Here is a 13568-nt window from a genome sequence, read left to right on the forward strand (position 1 = left end):
GCGTGGTCGAGGCGGCGACCGCGCCGCTGGAGTCGGTTGCGGCGCTCCGCGAGGCCGTAGCCGCGTCGGGGGCCGAGGCGGAAACCGCTCTCACGGGCGCGCGGACCGCCGCCGAGAGCCTCGAGGAGGCGCTCGATTCCACCGGCGAGGCCGCGGGCCGCGCGGGCGGTGCCGGTCGCGGGGCGGGTCAGGCGCTGCGCGAGGCCGCCGACACGGCCCGCAATGCCTGGGAGGCGACCGCCGAGGCGGTCCGTGCAGCGCAAGAACGCTCGCGCGAAATCGCCCAAGGGCTGGCGCAGGACATCGTCGGCCCGATCAAGGAAGCGCTGAAATCGGGCGAGTTCAGCTGGGAGACCTTTGCCAGTGCGATCTCGCGGATCGCCCAGAACCTCGCGAACCGGCTGATCGAGCTTGCCTTCAAGCCTATCGAGAACGCGATCATGCGTGCCTTCTCCGGCATGGGCGGCGGCGGCGGTTTTTTCGCGAGCCTCTTCGGCTTTGCGCGCGGCGGGGTGTTCGCTGGTGGTCAGGAATTGACGGCCTTCGCGCGCGGCGGCGTGGTCAATCGGCCCACGGTGTTTCCCTTCTCGCGCGGCATCGGGCTGATGGGCGAAGCCGGGCCCGAGGCGATCCTACCGCTGCGGCGCGGCCGCGACGGGCGGCTTGGGGTCGAAATGAACCGGGATACCGGTCAGTCGTCGGGTCCAGACATGTCAACGCGCATCATCAACGTGCTCGACCCGTCGGTGGTGGGCGATTATCTCGCCACGCCCTCGGGCGAGCGGGCGATCCTGAACGTCATCCGCCGCAATCGGAGTGCGCTGAATGCCTGAGGTGGGAGGCCCACTGCCAATGGAAGGCCTGCCAGCACCGCTCTGGCCCTTCCCGGCGGCGCAGGAGATCACCGAGGTGCTGGAATGGCGCACCGATGTGCTGACATCGCGCGCGGGCGAACAGCGCATCGCGCTCCGGCCCCGCCCGCGCGAGATCGTGACGTTCCGGCATCGGCTCGACGCGCTGGGGATGGCGCGCGCCGCGGAACTGGCACGCGCCGGATTTGCCGGAGACTGGCATGTGCCGCTTTGGCACATGGCCTTGCAGCCGGAGGCTGATCTGGCGCACGGCGCAACCGAGATACTGATCCCGACAGGCCTCTCGGATTTCCGGCCCGGGTATCTCGCGGCGATCGCGGTCGATGGCCGCGAGGGGGCGGCGGCACCCATCGCCAGCGTTCAGGCCGACCGGCTGATCCTGGCAGAGCCTCTGGTGCTGCAACTGCCCAGTCCGGTGGTTGCTGCGCCGCGCATCACGGTCGCGCCGATCCGCGCAGGGATCCTGACCTTGGCGGTCGAGATCACCCGCCGCAGGCAGGGCGATGGCACGGTGACGGCCAGCTTTCTCTTGCGCGACGCGCCGGACCTCACCGCGCCTGTGCTGCCGACCTATCTCGGTCGTCCGGTCCAGACCGACCCGAGCGTCGTGCGCCGCCCGCTCTCCGCCAGCCTGCGCCGCGCGGTCGAGTATGTTGATAACGGTTTCGGGCCCGTTGTGGTCGAGCCGATGCGCGACGTGTTTGAACGCAGTGAAACGATTACGCTCAAGGCAAAAGGCCCGACCACACGCCAACTTCTGCGCCGCTGGCTCTGGTCACTCCGGGGGCGGCAAGCCAGCTTCTGGCTGCCGACCTGGGGGCGCGAGCTGCAATTGCGCACGGTGATGACGTCAGGATCGGTGCTGATGCGCGTGGCACCGGTCGCATCCCTCGCCGCCTATGTGGGCCGCCCGATCGGGCTGGAGATGCCCGGTGCACTGAGATTTCGGACGATTACCGCGGCCATTGCCGATGGCGCGGATCACCGGCTGACGTTGTCGTCAAGCCTTGGCGAGCCAGTCCAGTTGGGAACGAAGGTACACTTCCTGACCGCCATACGGTCGGATGCAGACCGCGTCGAGATCCAGCATGGCGCTGTCGCCAGCGAGGTGACGTTACCTGTCATCGAGGTATCCGCATGACCTATTCCAGCATCGAGTCCTCGCCCGCCGACGGCCGCCCTTATTTCCTCTACCAGTTCATAGAGGGCGAACTGATCTGGCGATTCACCAGCCGCGCCACGGCCTGGACCAGCGCGGGGAGCGGCGGGACGGCGATCACCTGGGAGCCCGCCGCCGTGGCGCATGGCGATGTGGTGCAGACCAGCGACATTGAGCGCGGGCAGCTGGAACTGACATGGCCGCTCTCGCATCCCTTCGCGCGGCGCTTCCTCGCTCCCATGGGCAATACGCCGGTCACGCTGACCATCTTCCGCGGTCACGAGCAGGTGCTGGGCGAGACGGTCGCGCATTGGAAAGGCCGCGTAGTGGGCGCCGAGGTCGAGGGGCAGCGTATCCTGCTTCAGGCCGAGTCGATCTTCAGCACGCTGCGCCGGGCGGGGGTGCGGGCGAAGTACCAGCGGCTGTGCCGCCATGCCCTTTACTGTCGTGGCTGCGGACTCGATATCGCACTGCACTGGCTGACGGGAACGGTGACCGCCGTCGCCTCTAACGCCGTCACGGTCCCTGAGGCGGCTGACCAGCCCGATGGCTGGTTTCGCGGCGGCGTGCTGCGCTTTGGCGTGCAGCTTGGCTTCATCACTGGCCACATCGGGGCCACCCTCACGCTGTCGCGCCCTTTGCCGGAACTGGCGGCGGCGCTCGCTGCGCCAGAGATCGCCCCGGAGACCAGTGATCCGCTGCCCGTCCTCGTCGACATCGCCCCGGGCTGCGATCTGCGCGCCGCCACCTGCGCGGCCAAGTTCGGCAATCTTCTCAATTTCGGGGGCTTTCCCGAGATCCCGGGCCGCAACCCCCTGGGCGGCGGCTCCATCGTCTGACGCGCCCTACAGGCGCCAATCCGCAATCGGCATTCCCTTATGGTCTGGACCTTCATCGCGCGGCTCGTCCTCGGGCTGGTGCTCTCGGCGATTTCCTATGCGCTGAGCCCACGCCCCAAGATCGAGAAGCCGCAGGCCGCGGGCCTCGACGACTTTTCGCCGCCCACCGCCGAGGAAGGGCGGCCGATCCCGGTGGTGTTCGGCACCGTGCTGATCACCGGGCCGAACGTCGTCTGGGCAGGCGATCTGAAGGTCGATCCGATCAGGAAGAAAGGTGGCAAGAAGTGACCCGCGTGACGATCCAGGACCTGCGCGATGCGCGCTACTGCCTCGCGGGCGTGCGGCCATGGTTCCGCCGCCATGGGTTTGCGTGGTCGGAGTTTCTTGCCCACGGGATCGAGGCTGATCGGCTCCGTGCGACCGGTGATGCGCTGGTGGAGCCGGTGATCCGGATCGCGGAGATGCGGGAGCGCATGCATGGGCGGTAGCAAGTCCCAGACCGTCGGCTTCCGCTATTCGCTGGGCATGCATCTGGCGCTCTGCCACGGCCCCGTGGATGCCATCCGCGAGATCCTCGTCGACCGCCGCACGGCCTGGTCAGTGACGACAGGCAGCAGCTCCAGCGGCGGAGGCGCGGCCGTGGAAACGCGCATCGGCACGGTCGGAAGCATGGTCGCCACGGCTGCAGCGGCAGGTGAAACCAGTGGCTTGATCACCTTCGCGGGCACACTCGAAGGCGTGCGCATCGGCCAGCAGTACCGGCTGCAACTTGCGTACGGCGCAAGCCATACGATCACGCTGCAAGGCGTGAGCATGGAAGCGGCGTTCACGATCACAAGCTGGACTGTTCTGCCGGAAACCCTGAGTTTTCCGGAGCAGGCCGTGGAAATCTTCGAGGCGACCAGCGCCGCCAGCGCTGCAGGCGCCGGTGGCGGGCGCATCCGCATCAACAAACCCGACCTCTTCGGCGGCGAGAAGCGCGAGGGCGGCATCGTCGGCGATGTCGATGTGCTGATGGGTGGGCCGGGCCAAGGCGCGAACGATTACCTCGCTGCGCGCATGAATGGCGATGTGCCGGGGTTTCGCGGCCTCTGCAGCCTCGTGCTGCGGCAGGTCTATCTTGGGATCAACCCGTACCTGAAGCCTTGGGCGGTGCGCGTGACCCGCGTGCTGACCGGCGAGGCGGGTGCGGCGCAATGGTATGCCGAGAAGGCGGCCATCGTGCCCGAGGCCAATATTTCGGATGCCGCGATCTACATCGCGCTCGATGTCTCGGGCTCGATGTCAGGCACGCGCATGGCGGCCCAGAAGGCAGGCGTCGCAGCCCTGATCCGCGAGATCGGGGCCAGCGCCGATCCCGATCGGCCCAACGACATCCGCATCGTTCTCTTGAACGCGGGCGTGGCGGGGTCCATCGAGCGCCGCAACATGGAACCCGAGGATTACGAGGCGCTGGAAGACTGGATGCTGGCGCTCTCGAACAGCACCGCGGGCGGCACGAATTTCAACGCGGCCTTCACTGATGCCGGTGCGTTCTTCGCGGGCGGCGGGTCCAAACGACGGATCGTGATCTTCGTGACCGACGGCGCGCCGGTGCCCGTGTCCTCGGTCGATGCTGCATTGGCTACGATCGCTACCCTGCCGCCTGCCGACATATTCGGGTTCAACATCGCGCTCGCGGACACAAGCTATACCGCGCGCATCGATAACACGCCCGTGGACGGCGTGCCGGTGATCCCGCCCGGGAACCCGCAAGCACTGGTCGCCTCCCTGCGCGGAGCCTTCGGGAACGGCCCGGACATGAACCCGGCCCATATCATTCGGGAGTGTCTGACCAACCGCGACTGGGGGCTGGGCTATTCGACCGTGGAGATTGGGGCGAGTTTCACGGCGGCCGCAGACACGCTCTACAGCGAGGGCTTCGGCCTATCGCTGATCTGGCAGCAGGACAGCTCGATCGAGGACTTCATTGCCAGCGTTCTCGACCATATCGACGCGACGCTGTTCATCGACCGGAGCACCGGTCTCTGGGAGTTGCGGCTGATCCGGGCAGACTACACCGCCAGCGCGCTGCCACTTTTCGACGAGACCAATGTCGTGGACTGGGGGCGGCTGGGTCGCCGCGCGCCGTCGGACCTTGTGAACAGCGTGACCGTGCGCTTCACCGATGCCTGGACGGACGACACCGGCGCCGTCAGCGTGACCGACACCGCCCGGGTCCAGTCCATGGGCGAGGTGATCGCCACCACGCTCGACTATCCGGGCATCCGCTATCAGGGACTGGCGATCCGCGTGGCCGAGCGTGACCTGCGGGCGCTCTCGGTACCGCTGCTCACGGGCGAGATCGTGGTGAACCGCGAGGGCGCGGGTCTCGGGCCCGGCGATGTGATCCGGCTGCACTCGCCCCGCCTCGGACTGAACGACGTGGTCATGCGCATCTCCGAGATCGGTCAGGGCGACGGCCGCGACAACGGCATCCGGCTGAAGCTCGCCGAGGACGTCTTTGCGCTGGGCGCGACCGCCATCGCAGGCGGGCGCATGCCCACTGGCACCGGGGTTGCCGCACCGCCGCGGGCACTCGCCCGGCGCATGGTCGCGGAGGCCCCGTACTGGCTGCTGGTCCGCGAACTGGGCCACAGCGAGGCCGACCGCATCCTGTCGGACGACCCGGATGCGGGTGCGCTGGTCGCCACCGGGGAACGCCCCAGCGCCGACGCACTGGCGGCGGAACTCTGGATCGATCCCGGCACTGGCCCCGCCGAGGCCGGTGTGGTCGGTTTCGCACCCACAGCGCAGCTCGCGGCGGACGTCTCGGACCACCCGGAGGCGCGCGTCCTTCCCGTCACCGGTTGGCGCGACATCGGCGAGGTCGGGATCGGCACATTGGCCAGCATCGGCGGCGAACTGGTACGCGTTGACGGAATCACGTCCGCGGCGATCACTGTGGGCCGGGGATGCCTCGACACCGTGCCGCGTGCGCATGCGACAGGCACACCGGTGATTTTCTTCGACGAGGCAGCGAGGATCACCGAAGAAGCATGGGCAGCGGGAGAAACGCTGGCGATCCGGCTGCTGCCCGAGACCGGGCGCGGCACGCTGGCCTTTGCGCTGGCGCCCGAGGACAGCGTGACGATGAACAGGCGGGCGATCCGCCCCCTGCCGCCCGGGCGGGTGCAGGCGAATGGCAGCTACGCGCCGGATGTCGATGCGCTGGTGGCAGGCGACGTTGAACTGACCTGGACGCACCGCGACCGGCTGACCCAGACCAGCCCCGTGATCGTCGACCACACCGCTGCCTCAATCGGGCCCGAGCCGGGCGTCGGGTATGCGATCGAGGTGCGCTGGATTGATCCCGACACGGGCGTGGCGCTCATGCCGCCGAGCATCATCATCGACGCTGGCAGCGGCACAAGCTGGATGCTGTCGCCCGAGGACGTGCCGGAGAGTGGCGCACCCGAGCGCACGGCCGAAATCGACATCGCCGTCCGGGCGCGGCGGCTGGTCGATGGCACCTGGCTTACTGACTGCGAGGCGCGGAGGTACCAGTTGACCGCCCCCTTCGCCGCCGGATGGGACCGCGGCTGGGGTTTTCTGTGGGGCAGCTGATACGAACCCTGCGCAACGGCGGTCTCACGACCACGCAAGCCACAACCACCACCACCACAAGCGAGACCAAGCATGGCTGAACGGATCATGCCGGGACTGGGGCTGCGCGCCTTCTACGCCCCCGGCCAGCGCAACTGGGGCACCAGCGTCAGCGAAGACCTGCGCACCCTCTCGGTACTGGTGCAAGCCCGCGCGCTGTCGTGCAGCGCGGCTTTGCCGGGAAGCGGCAGTACCGGTGACGTTTACATCGTCCCGGCAGACGCCCTGACCAATGCCAATGCGCTCGCGCTCTGGGACGGCGCACCGGGTGAGGAAGACTGGGTTTACCTCACGCCACAGGAGGGCTGGGAGGTCTGGCTTGCCGATGAGGCGCGGCATGTGCGGTTCACCGCAGGGGCATGGGTCGAGGTGCCGCGTCCTGGCGTTGTGAAGATCCGGACACTGACGGCAACCAGCCACACGCTGGAACTGGTCGATCTGGGCAGTATTCTCGAGACAACTGGTTCGTCGGCCGTGACAGTCACGATCCCGGACGAGGCGGTCGTGCCTTTCGAGATCGGCACACTGGTCAATGTCACGCAGGTCGGGGCCGGGATCGCCACGGTCGCGGCGGCGCCGGGCGTGTCGCTTAATGGCGTGACCGGCGGCTCGGTCGCGCTCGATGGCCAATGGTCGGGCGCGGCGCTCGTCAAACGCGGGGCGGATGCCTGGGTCATCCAGGGCGCGCTTGCGGGGGCGGTCGCATGAGTCTGCTGATGATGCGCGCCGCGATCCTGACGCAGGGTGGCGATACCGCGCCTCCCGTCGATATCGGGTCTGCATGGGCACTGGATGCCACCCGTCGCCCTCCGGGCTACACGCTGTCGGATGGCAACCAGACCGCCGTCAACACCTCGGGCGGGACCAACTACATGCGCTGGGTGCCGACCGCCAGGGCGATCCTGCCCACGGACGGGAGGCGTTACTGGGAGGTGCTCTGCGCCCCTGCTGGGGCCGCTAGCTTCGACGGCTATATGGGCGTCGTCTCCGCCGCGCAGCGCGAGGAGTTCAATACCGGCAACAATCCGATCACGCTGGGCTCCATCGGCTATCGCGGCAATGGCTCTCTTTGGTCATCTGATACGTCGACGTCTTCCCAGCGCATTACCGGCTTGCCACCCTACGGCGCCGGCGATGTACTGATGTTTGTGCTTGATCCTGCCGCCGCCAGTCTCTGGGTCGGCAAGAACGGCATTTGGCGTGACGATCCGGTGAGCGGGGCAGCGACATGGACCGCCGCACCCAGCGCCGCTTTCTACCCCCAGATCCAGGGTCGGGATCCCGGCGACGGCGGCACGCTGCGCTCGCTGCCCTCGCAATTCAGCTACCCGGTTCCGCCCGGCGTGCAGGCGCTTGGCTTCGAGGATCCCGACCTGCGCATCTATCAGGCCCATGCCTTCATCGAGATCGGCTGGGACAAGCGCCTCAGTGTTGGTGAATTCGAGGCCTGGCTCGATCTCGGCGGCGGCCCGCGCCTCACCGCGGGCTGCGTCTCGCTCATTCTTGATCACGGCGGCGGCCCGGCGCTCTCCGCCGCCCATGCCGCCCTCTATATCGAAGTGGAACTGCCATGAGTTACATCCTGCATCTGGGCCATCAGCCCACCGACATCTCCGGCGTTGCCGGTTTGCTGAGTACCGTTGCCGCCGGCTTCGACGACACCCTCGATGTCAACGGCCTCCGCTTCAGCGGCGCGCGCACGCTGGCCACACCCTTCGCGGTGGGCTTTCCCGCGCCTGCGGGCGACTTGTGGCTGGGCTTTCGCTACGTGCCGCCCAATCTCGATTCCGAGAGCATCACGCAGGCCAATGCCGGGTTCCTGGAGTTCTTCGATGCGGAGAATATCAGGATCGCGCAGATCCGGCCATTGACCTCGACAAACCGCTATCACGCCGAGGCGCATGGCGACACGCTCGTGCAGGGAAGCTCGAGCTACTTCGCGCCCAACGGCCAGGCGCAATGGGTCGATGTGCGCCTGAGCGTCGATGCCGACATCACCGTCGAATTCTTCGTCGATGGCGTTCTGCAAAGCGCGGCCACCGTCGCGAACACCGGCGGCAAGGGCAAGCCGGTACAGGTTGTCTTCGCCAATACAGGGCTGCATGGAACCGGCTCGAGCCGCACCTGGTACTATGCCCATATTGCCGTGCTCGACGGGGTCTCGACCATCGGACGCCGCTTCGTGCGCCGCATCCCCAATGCCATCGCAACGTTCAACGAGATGGTGGGCAGCATCGACGCGCTCAACGATAGCGACATCGCCACCCGGGTCGCAAGCACCACGGCAGGGCAGCGCATGTCCTTCTCGCTCACTGGCCCGACGGGCCCGGCCACGGTTTCGGCAATCGCCGGCGTGCATCTCAAGCAAATCGCGCAGGCAGGCACGGATGGACCCGATGCCACGGCGGGTTTTCTGCGCATGGCGGGCGTGAACCATGACGCCGCCCCGTTGACAGTGCCCAGCCTTGCGCCCGTTCCGGTCTATTCCAGCTGGGCGGTCAATCCGGCCGATGCGAGCCCCTGGAGTGATCTGACCTTGCCAAACGAGGTCGGGATCCTGTCGGCATGAGCCCGCGTCGCTCCGGAGAGGGCCATGTTCGCATGCCCGATGCCGAGTTCGAGGAACTGCTGGCCCGCGCGGCCCAGGAGGGCGCCAAGCGCGCGCTCGCGGATGTCGGGCTCGACGGCCAGGAGGCCGCGATGGATGTCCGCGACCTGCGCGCGCTCCTTGACTGCATCCGCTTTGTGCGCCGCACGACCGTGCAGACCACGGTCCATCTCGTCACCACCGGCATCATCCTCGCACTGCTCGCGGGCATCGCGCTGAAGCTGAAGATCTTCGGACCGGGCGGCTGACGCGCGGCCCCCGGGCACCTGCCTCGTTCAGGAAAGCTGATCCCGCACATCGTCAACCAGACCCTTCCCGTCGCCGACCCCGGCGGCTGGCCTCTCTCGCATTCCCTCATCCACTCTGCAGGAGTCCGACATGCCCGATCCCGTCCGCACCTACCGTCATTTCCGCGAGGTGCCCGATCACCTATGGCGCTGGCCCAACTTCTCGCCAGCCGAGATCGCCTGCCGGGGCACGGGGCAGATCAAGCTGCACCCCGAGGCGCTCGACAAGCTGCAGGCTCTGCGCGAGCGGCTGGGCAAGCCGCTGATCGTCCGCTCGGCCTATCGCAGCCCCGAGCATAATCGCGCCGTCGGTGGCGCCACGAGGTCGAAGCACCTCGACGGCACCGCCTTCGACATCGCCATGGCGAACCACGACCCCGCCGCCTTCGAGGCGGCGGCGCGCGAGGTCGGATTCCTCGGCTTCGGCTTCTATCCGCGCTCGGGGTTCATCCATGTCGACCTCGGCCCGGCGCGTCAGTGGGGCGAGCGGTTCCCAATCCGTGCGACGGCATTTGCAGCCGAGACGCCGCCCGCACGCGAATCGCTGGCGGAGAGCCGCACATTGAAAGGCGGTGGCGCGGCTGGCGTCGCGACGCTGGGCGCGGCCGGGGTCGAGGTCGCGCAGGGCGTCCTGGCCGAGACCCAGACCGCCGTCCTGCCGCTGGTCCCGTATCTCGATACGCTGCGCTGGGTGTTCATCGCCGTGGCACTTGGCGGCATCGCGGTCGCGATCCTCGCCCGGATCGACGACTGGAGGCGGGGGCGGCGCTAATGCGCTGGCTCGCAGCCCTCCTCGCCAGCGGCCCGGCGCGCAGGGCACTGGGCCTGGTGCTGGCCGTAATCACCCTCGCCCTGTTCCTGCTCAACCTCCGCCGCGCCGGGGAAAGCGCCGGGCGCCTCGCCGAACGGCTCGACACAATGGAGAAGGTCAATGAAGCCCAACGCCAGATGTTGGATGCCGTGGCGCGCCGTCCCGCTGATCGGGATGCTCTCGCTCAGCGCCTGCGCGATGGGCGCTTCTGAGGGGGGCGCCGGGGCGTGCCTGCCGGTGGTGGACTATCGCCGGGCCGAGCAGGCGCAGGCGGCGGTTGAGGTCGAGGCTTTGCCCGAGGCGGCGGTTCTGGTCAGGATGCTCGCCGATTACGCGGTGATACGCAAGCAGGCGGTCACGGTGCGCTTGCACGGCGCCAGAATGCAGCCCATGGTCAGAACAAGCACATGTTGCCAGCTTGGGGCAGTAAACCGGGAACGGAATGCACCCATCCACACATGCAGGATCTGGGGGACTGCGTCCCCCGATTGAGGCGGGTCAACAGGATGATGTGTCATCCTATGTTTCGAATCCGTCGACCCGGATCATTCAAGATGGTCATCTGCGGCGAATTGAATCACCTGACCTGACCTTGCGGGCGTAGTTTGATAACGTGTTGTCATGGAAGACTCTGAAATCGCGCAGCGTATCGAAGCCTTTGATGCCGCCAATGGCGGCGGTGTTGGCTATTACACAGACAAGGGTGCATTCCACCTCTATCTCCTCGACACCGAGGCACCAATCGCCCGGCTGAAACCTGTTGGAAAGGGGGGCGAGGTCAGGCTCGGCTATTGGTCACACCGACGCAGGTGGGAGGACATAGGTGACATGGGCGGCGTCATCCTCCCGCTCGGCGAAGCACTCGAATTCATCACAAATGAAGGCACATTCTGGACCTGGACTTGACTGAAAATGTACAAAGTCGAGCTCAGAACGTTAGAGAACCAAGCTGTCGACCTGTCCGAGTTTCCCACACGCAAAATCATAAGATAGTCGCAGGAGATCGAGAACGGTTTCGATTTCCGCGCTGTTCCTTGGCGCGTAGACCATCACCGCGGTTGACGGGATCATGCCGGCCGCGGCCATCGGATGCGGCTCCGCCCAGCCGAGATCGACGATCTTCGGCACCGCATCCAGGGGCAGCATCATGTGCAGGCTGCCGTCCTGCGGCGGATGGACATGGGCGAACTCATTGCCGATCATGAACGCCTCGCGGCAGCCGCAACCATGCCCATGTTCGAGGCAGAGCGCCTCGGCCCCGGGAACCGAGATCATCGAGGGCTGGCGGGTGACAAAGGGGAAATCGAAGGCCCTGTGCTTGAATGCGCTATATGACGCGGCATCCGGGTTCTGACTGATCTGGGTATGCGGGGCGCAAGGCGTGGTGACGGGCCTTGGCCCTTCGCGCGGCGGTATCTTCAGCATGACAGGACCTTCTTGAGTGCCGTTTACGCCTGGCCCGTCAGTGCGGATTTGCTGGCCAGCAGGAAATCCCGGACCGACTGCGCCTTCTGCCCGGTCAACGCTTCCACGTCATCCGAGGCCACGTCCATATATCCCTTGGCAATGGCGACGTCGAAGGACGAGAAGACATCCGCCACGAACTCCGTCAGGCCATTCTTGACCATCGCCTCAACCAGGGCGTCGCGCGTGATCGGGACGTAGGGGAGCTCCTTGCCGGCAACTTCCGAAAGGATTGCGGCGATGTCAGCATGACCGACGGCCGCGGGTCCGGTGATATCGCGCACCGTCGAGCCCGTCCCGGTCAACAGGGCCGCGGCGGCGGCGCGGGCGCAATCGGCGCGCGTGACATAGCCCGCCTTGCCCTCGCCCGCCGCCGCGTAAAGCGCCCCCGCACCAATCGCCTGCGGCCCGCTCATCAGCAAAAGATCGGCGTAAAGGCAGTTGCGCAGGATCGTGTGGGGAATGCCAGTCTGCTTGATCAGCGCCTCGGTCTCGCGGTGATCGGCGGCAAAGGTGATCGGGCTGCTTTCATCTGGATTGGTGAGCGAGGTGTAGGCGATATGCGACACGCCGGCCTCCTGCGCGGCGGCGATTGCATTGCGATGAGCGGCAAGCCGTTTGCCCGGCTCAAGGTCGTCCGTCGAAATGATCAGCAGCCGCCCGCCACCGGCGAAGGCCGCGCCAAGCGTGGCCGGGTCGTTGAAATCGCCCGCCCTGACATCGATACCGCGCGCCTGAAGTGCTGCGAGCTTTTCCGGTGTGCGAGTGATCGCGACGAGGGGGGCGGCCCCTTGCGCCAGCAGGTTCTCGATCACCTGACTGCCGAGTTGGCCGGAGGCACCGGTCACGATGAAGGGACCTTTGATGGTATTGGACATGGCTTTGTGTTCCTTTTCAATGTTTCTGTTCAACCGAAGCGAAAGGCGCTTTCGACAGCGCCAAGAACGTGATCCTCCAGCGTCTTGCGACCGATATCGTTGCCCGCTGCGCCCGCCACAACATGCAGCGGGATAAGGTGTTCTTCGCGCGGATGGGCATCGCGACCGCCCGGTGCGTCCGACCATTGCACAAGCCTGCGGTTGCGGTCCTCGGGATCGGGGCAGGTCATCACCTCGGTCAGCCAGGCGTCGAACGCGCCGCCAACGATGTCGCCCCGCCGACCGCCGCGCAGGCTTTGCATCAGCACACCCATGTTGTGATAGGTGTTGCCGCTGCCGATGATCAGCACGCCCTCGTCACGGAGGGGCGCCAGAGCCCGGCCAAGCGCAATGTGGCGCGCGGGGTCCAGATCGCTGGCAACCGACAGCTGGACGCAGGGAATGTCAGCCTCGGGAAAGGCGACCTTGAGCGGCACGAAGACGCCGTGGTCGAACCCCCGTGCGGCATCCTTCGCGGCTGGAAGCCTAGCGGCGCGGATCAGGTCATGCACGCGATCGGCCAGCGCCGGATCGCCAGGGGCGGGCCAGCTCAGCTCGTAGGTATGGGGCGGAAAACCGCCATAGTCGAACAGAAGCGGCGGGGTGGGGCTTGTCTGCACGGTAAAGGCGGGTTCCTCCCAGTGACCCGATATTACCAGAATCGCCCTGGGGCGCTCGGGCAGTGTGCCCGGGATATCCTCCAGAAACTGCCGATGCCGGTCCCATTCATCGGGCGGGTTCCAGTCCATGAAGAAGCAGGGGCCGCCCCCGTGGGGAATGAAGAGTGTGGGCTGGCGGGCCATGTCCGATTGTCCTTTCCGGTTCCCAGGGGAACCCTCGATTGCTGTATCAGGGGGTGTGATAGTTGAGTTGTGGCAAAAATTAAAGTAGGGACGATAAAGTAACTGCCTGAATAGGAAGCGCACAGCGATGCCCAAAACCCCGCCACAATGCCCGATGGACTCG

General features: G+C 66.7%; 16 protein-coding genes and 1 pseudogene. 14 read left to right on the forward strand and 3 right to left on the reverse strand.

Translation table 11 applies throughout. The annotated features are described in order from the left end of the window. The 14 genes and pseudogenes from KAK09_RS16660 to KAK09_RS16725 all read left to right on the forward strand — a co-directional run. Nucleotides 1-833 (forward strand): annotated as a pseudogene (locus tag KAK09_RS16660) (phage tail tape measure protein); the annotation flags it as partial. Nucleotides 834-852: 19 nt separating this feature from the next. Next, complete coding sequence (locus KAK09_RS16665; RefSeq protein ID WP_210880072.1) at nucleotides 853-2013, forward strand: hypothetical protein; 1161 nt, start codon at nucleotides 853-855, stop codon at nucleotides 2011-2013. Continuing rightward, nucleotides 2010-2870, forward strand: coding sequence for a phage BR0599 family protein (locus KAK09_RS16670; protein WP_210880073.1), 861 nt, complete (start codon nucleotides 2010-2012; stop codon nucleotides 2868-2870). Before KAK09_RS16665 ends, KAK09_RS16670 begins: the two co-directional genes overlap by 4 nt. Before the next feature lie 39 nt (nucleotides 2871-2909). Next, nucleotides 2910-3158, forward strand: a complete 249-nt coding sequence (locus tag KAK09_RS16675; protein ID WP_210880074.1) for a hypothetical protein — start codon at nucleotides 2910-2912, stop codon at nucleotides 3156-3158. Then, a complete protein-coding gene (locus tag KAK09_RS16680) occupies nucleotides 3155-3358 on the forward strand; it encodes a hypothetical protein (RefSeq protein ID WP_210880075.1) in 204 nt (67 codons plus the stop codon). Before KAK09_RS16675 ends, KAK09_RS16680 begins: the two co-directional genes overlap by 4 nt. After that, on the forward strand, nucleotides 3348-6476 hold the full coding sequence (locus KAK09_RS16685) for a phage tail protein (protein WP_210880076.1): 3129 nt from the start codon (nucleotides 3348-3350) through the stop codon (nucleotides 6474-6476). The genes KAK09_RS16680 and KAK09_RS16685 overlap by 11 nt, the downstream gene beginning before the upstream one ends. Before the next feature lie 72 nt (nucleotides 6477-6548). Continuing rightward, on the forward strand, nucleotides 6549-7223 hold the full coding sequence (locus KAK09_RS16690) for a DUF2793 domain-containing protein (RefSeq protein WP_210880077.1): 675 nt from the start codon (nucleotides 6549-6551) through the stop codon (nucleotides 7221-7223). Then, complete coding sequence (locus KAK09_RS16695) at nucleotides 7220-8089, forward strand: SPRY domain-containing protein (RefSeq protein WP_210880078.1); 870 nt, start codon at nucleotides 7220-7222, stop codon at nucleotides 8087-8089. The genes KAK09_RS16690 and KAK09_RS16695 overlap by 4 nt, the downstream gene beginning before the upstream one ends. Continuing rightward, entirely contained in the window at nucleotides 8086-9084 is a 999-nt protein-coding gene (locus tag KAK09_RS16700; RefSeq protein ID WP_210880079.1) for an FscB, read from the forward strand. The genes KAK09_RS16695 and KAK09_RS16700 overlap by 4 nt, the downstream gene beginning before the upstream one ends. 32 nt (nucleotides 9085-9116) lie before the next feature. Continuing rightward, entirely contained in the window at nucleotides 9117-9371 is a 255-nt protein-coding gene (locus KAK09_RS16705) for a DUF6127 family protein (RefSeq protein WP_210880080.1), read from the forward strand. A gap of 130 nt (nucleotides 9372-9501) precedes the next feature. Beyond that, entirely contained in the window at nucleotides 9502-10182 is a 681-nt protein-coding gene (locus KAK09_RS16710; protein WP_210880081.1) for a YcbK family protein, read from the forward strand. Then, complete coding sequence (locus KAK09_RS16715) at nucleotides 10182-10433, forward strand: hypothetical protein (RefSeq protein ID WP_210880082.1); 252 nt, start codon at nucleotides 10182-10184, stop codon at nucleotides 10431-10433. The genes KAK09_RS16710 and KAK09_RS16715 overlap by 1 nt, the downstream gene beginning before the upstream one ends. Beyond that, nucleotides 10366-10713 carry a hypothetical protein gene (locus tag KAK09_RS18885; protein WP_247651378.1) on the forward strand — a complete coding sequence of 116 codons (348 nt, stop codon included), beginning with the start codon at nucleotides 10366-10368 and terminating at the stop codon, nucleotides 10711-10713. Before KAK09_RS16715 ends, KAK09_RS18885 begins: the two co-directional genes overlap by 68 nt. Before the next feature lie 129 nt (nucleotides 10714-10842). Continuing rightward, nucleotides 10843-11127 (forward strand): hypothetical protein, encoded by a 285-nt coding sequence (locus tag KAK09_RS16725; protein WP_210880083.1) that lies wholly within the window; start codon nucleotides 10843-10845, stop codon nucleotides 11125-11127. A gap of 30 nt (nucleotides 11128-11157) precedes the next feature. On the opposite strand, the gene KAK09_RS19205 is transcribed toward KAK09_RS16725, so the two are convergent. The 3 genes from KAK09_RS19205 to KAK09_RS16740 all read right to left on the reverse strand — a co-directional run bounded on the left by KAK09_RS19205 (nucleotide 11158) and on the right by KAK09_RS16740 (nucleotide 13405). Next, nucleotides 11158-11424, reverse strand: coding sequence for a luciferase domain-containing protein (locus KAK09_RS19205; RefSeq protein ID WP_210880084.1), 267 nt, complete (start codon nucleotides 11422-11424; stop codon nucleotides 11158-11160). Between the two features lie 245 nt (nucleotides 11425-11669). Beyond that, nucleotides 11670-12563, reverse strand: coding sequence for an NAD(P)H-binding protein (locus KAK09_RS16735; RefSeq protein WP_210880085.1), 894 nt, complete (start codon nucleotides 12561-12563; stop codon nucleotides 11670-11672). A gap of 29 nt (nucleotides 12564-12592) precedes the next feature. Further along, nucleotides 12593-13405, reverse strand: coding sequence for a DODA-type extradiol aromatic ring-opening family dioxygenase (locus KAK09_RS16740; protein WP_210880086.1), 813 nt, complete (start codon nucleotides 13403-13405; stop codon nucleotides 12593-12595). Nucleotides 13406-13568 lie beyond the last annotated feature (163 nt).

This window comes from Roseovarius autotrophicus, from assembly GCF_018069895.1.
Taxonomy (GTDB): Bacteria; Pseudomonadota; Alphaproteobacteria; order Rhodobacterales; family Rhodobacteraceae; genus Roseovarius; species Roseovarius autotrophicus.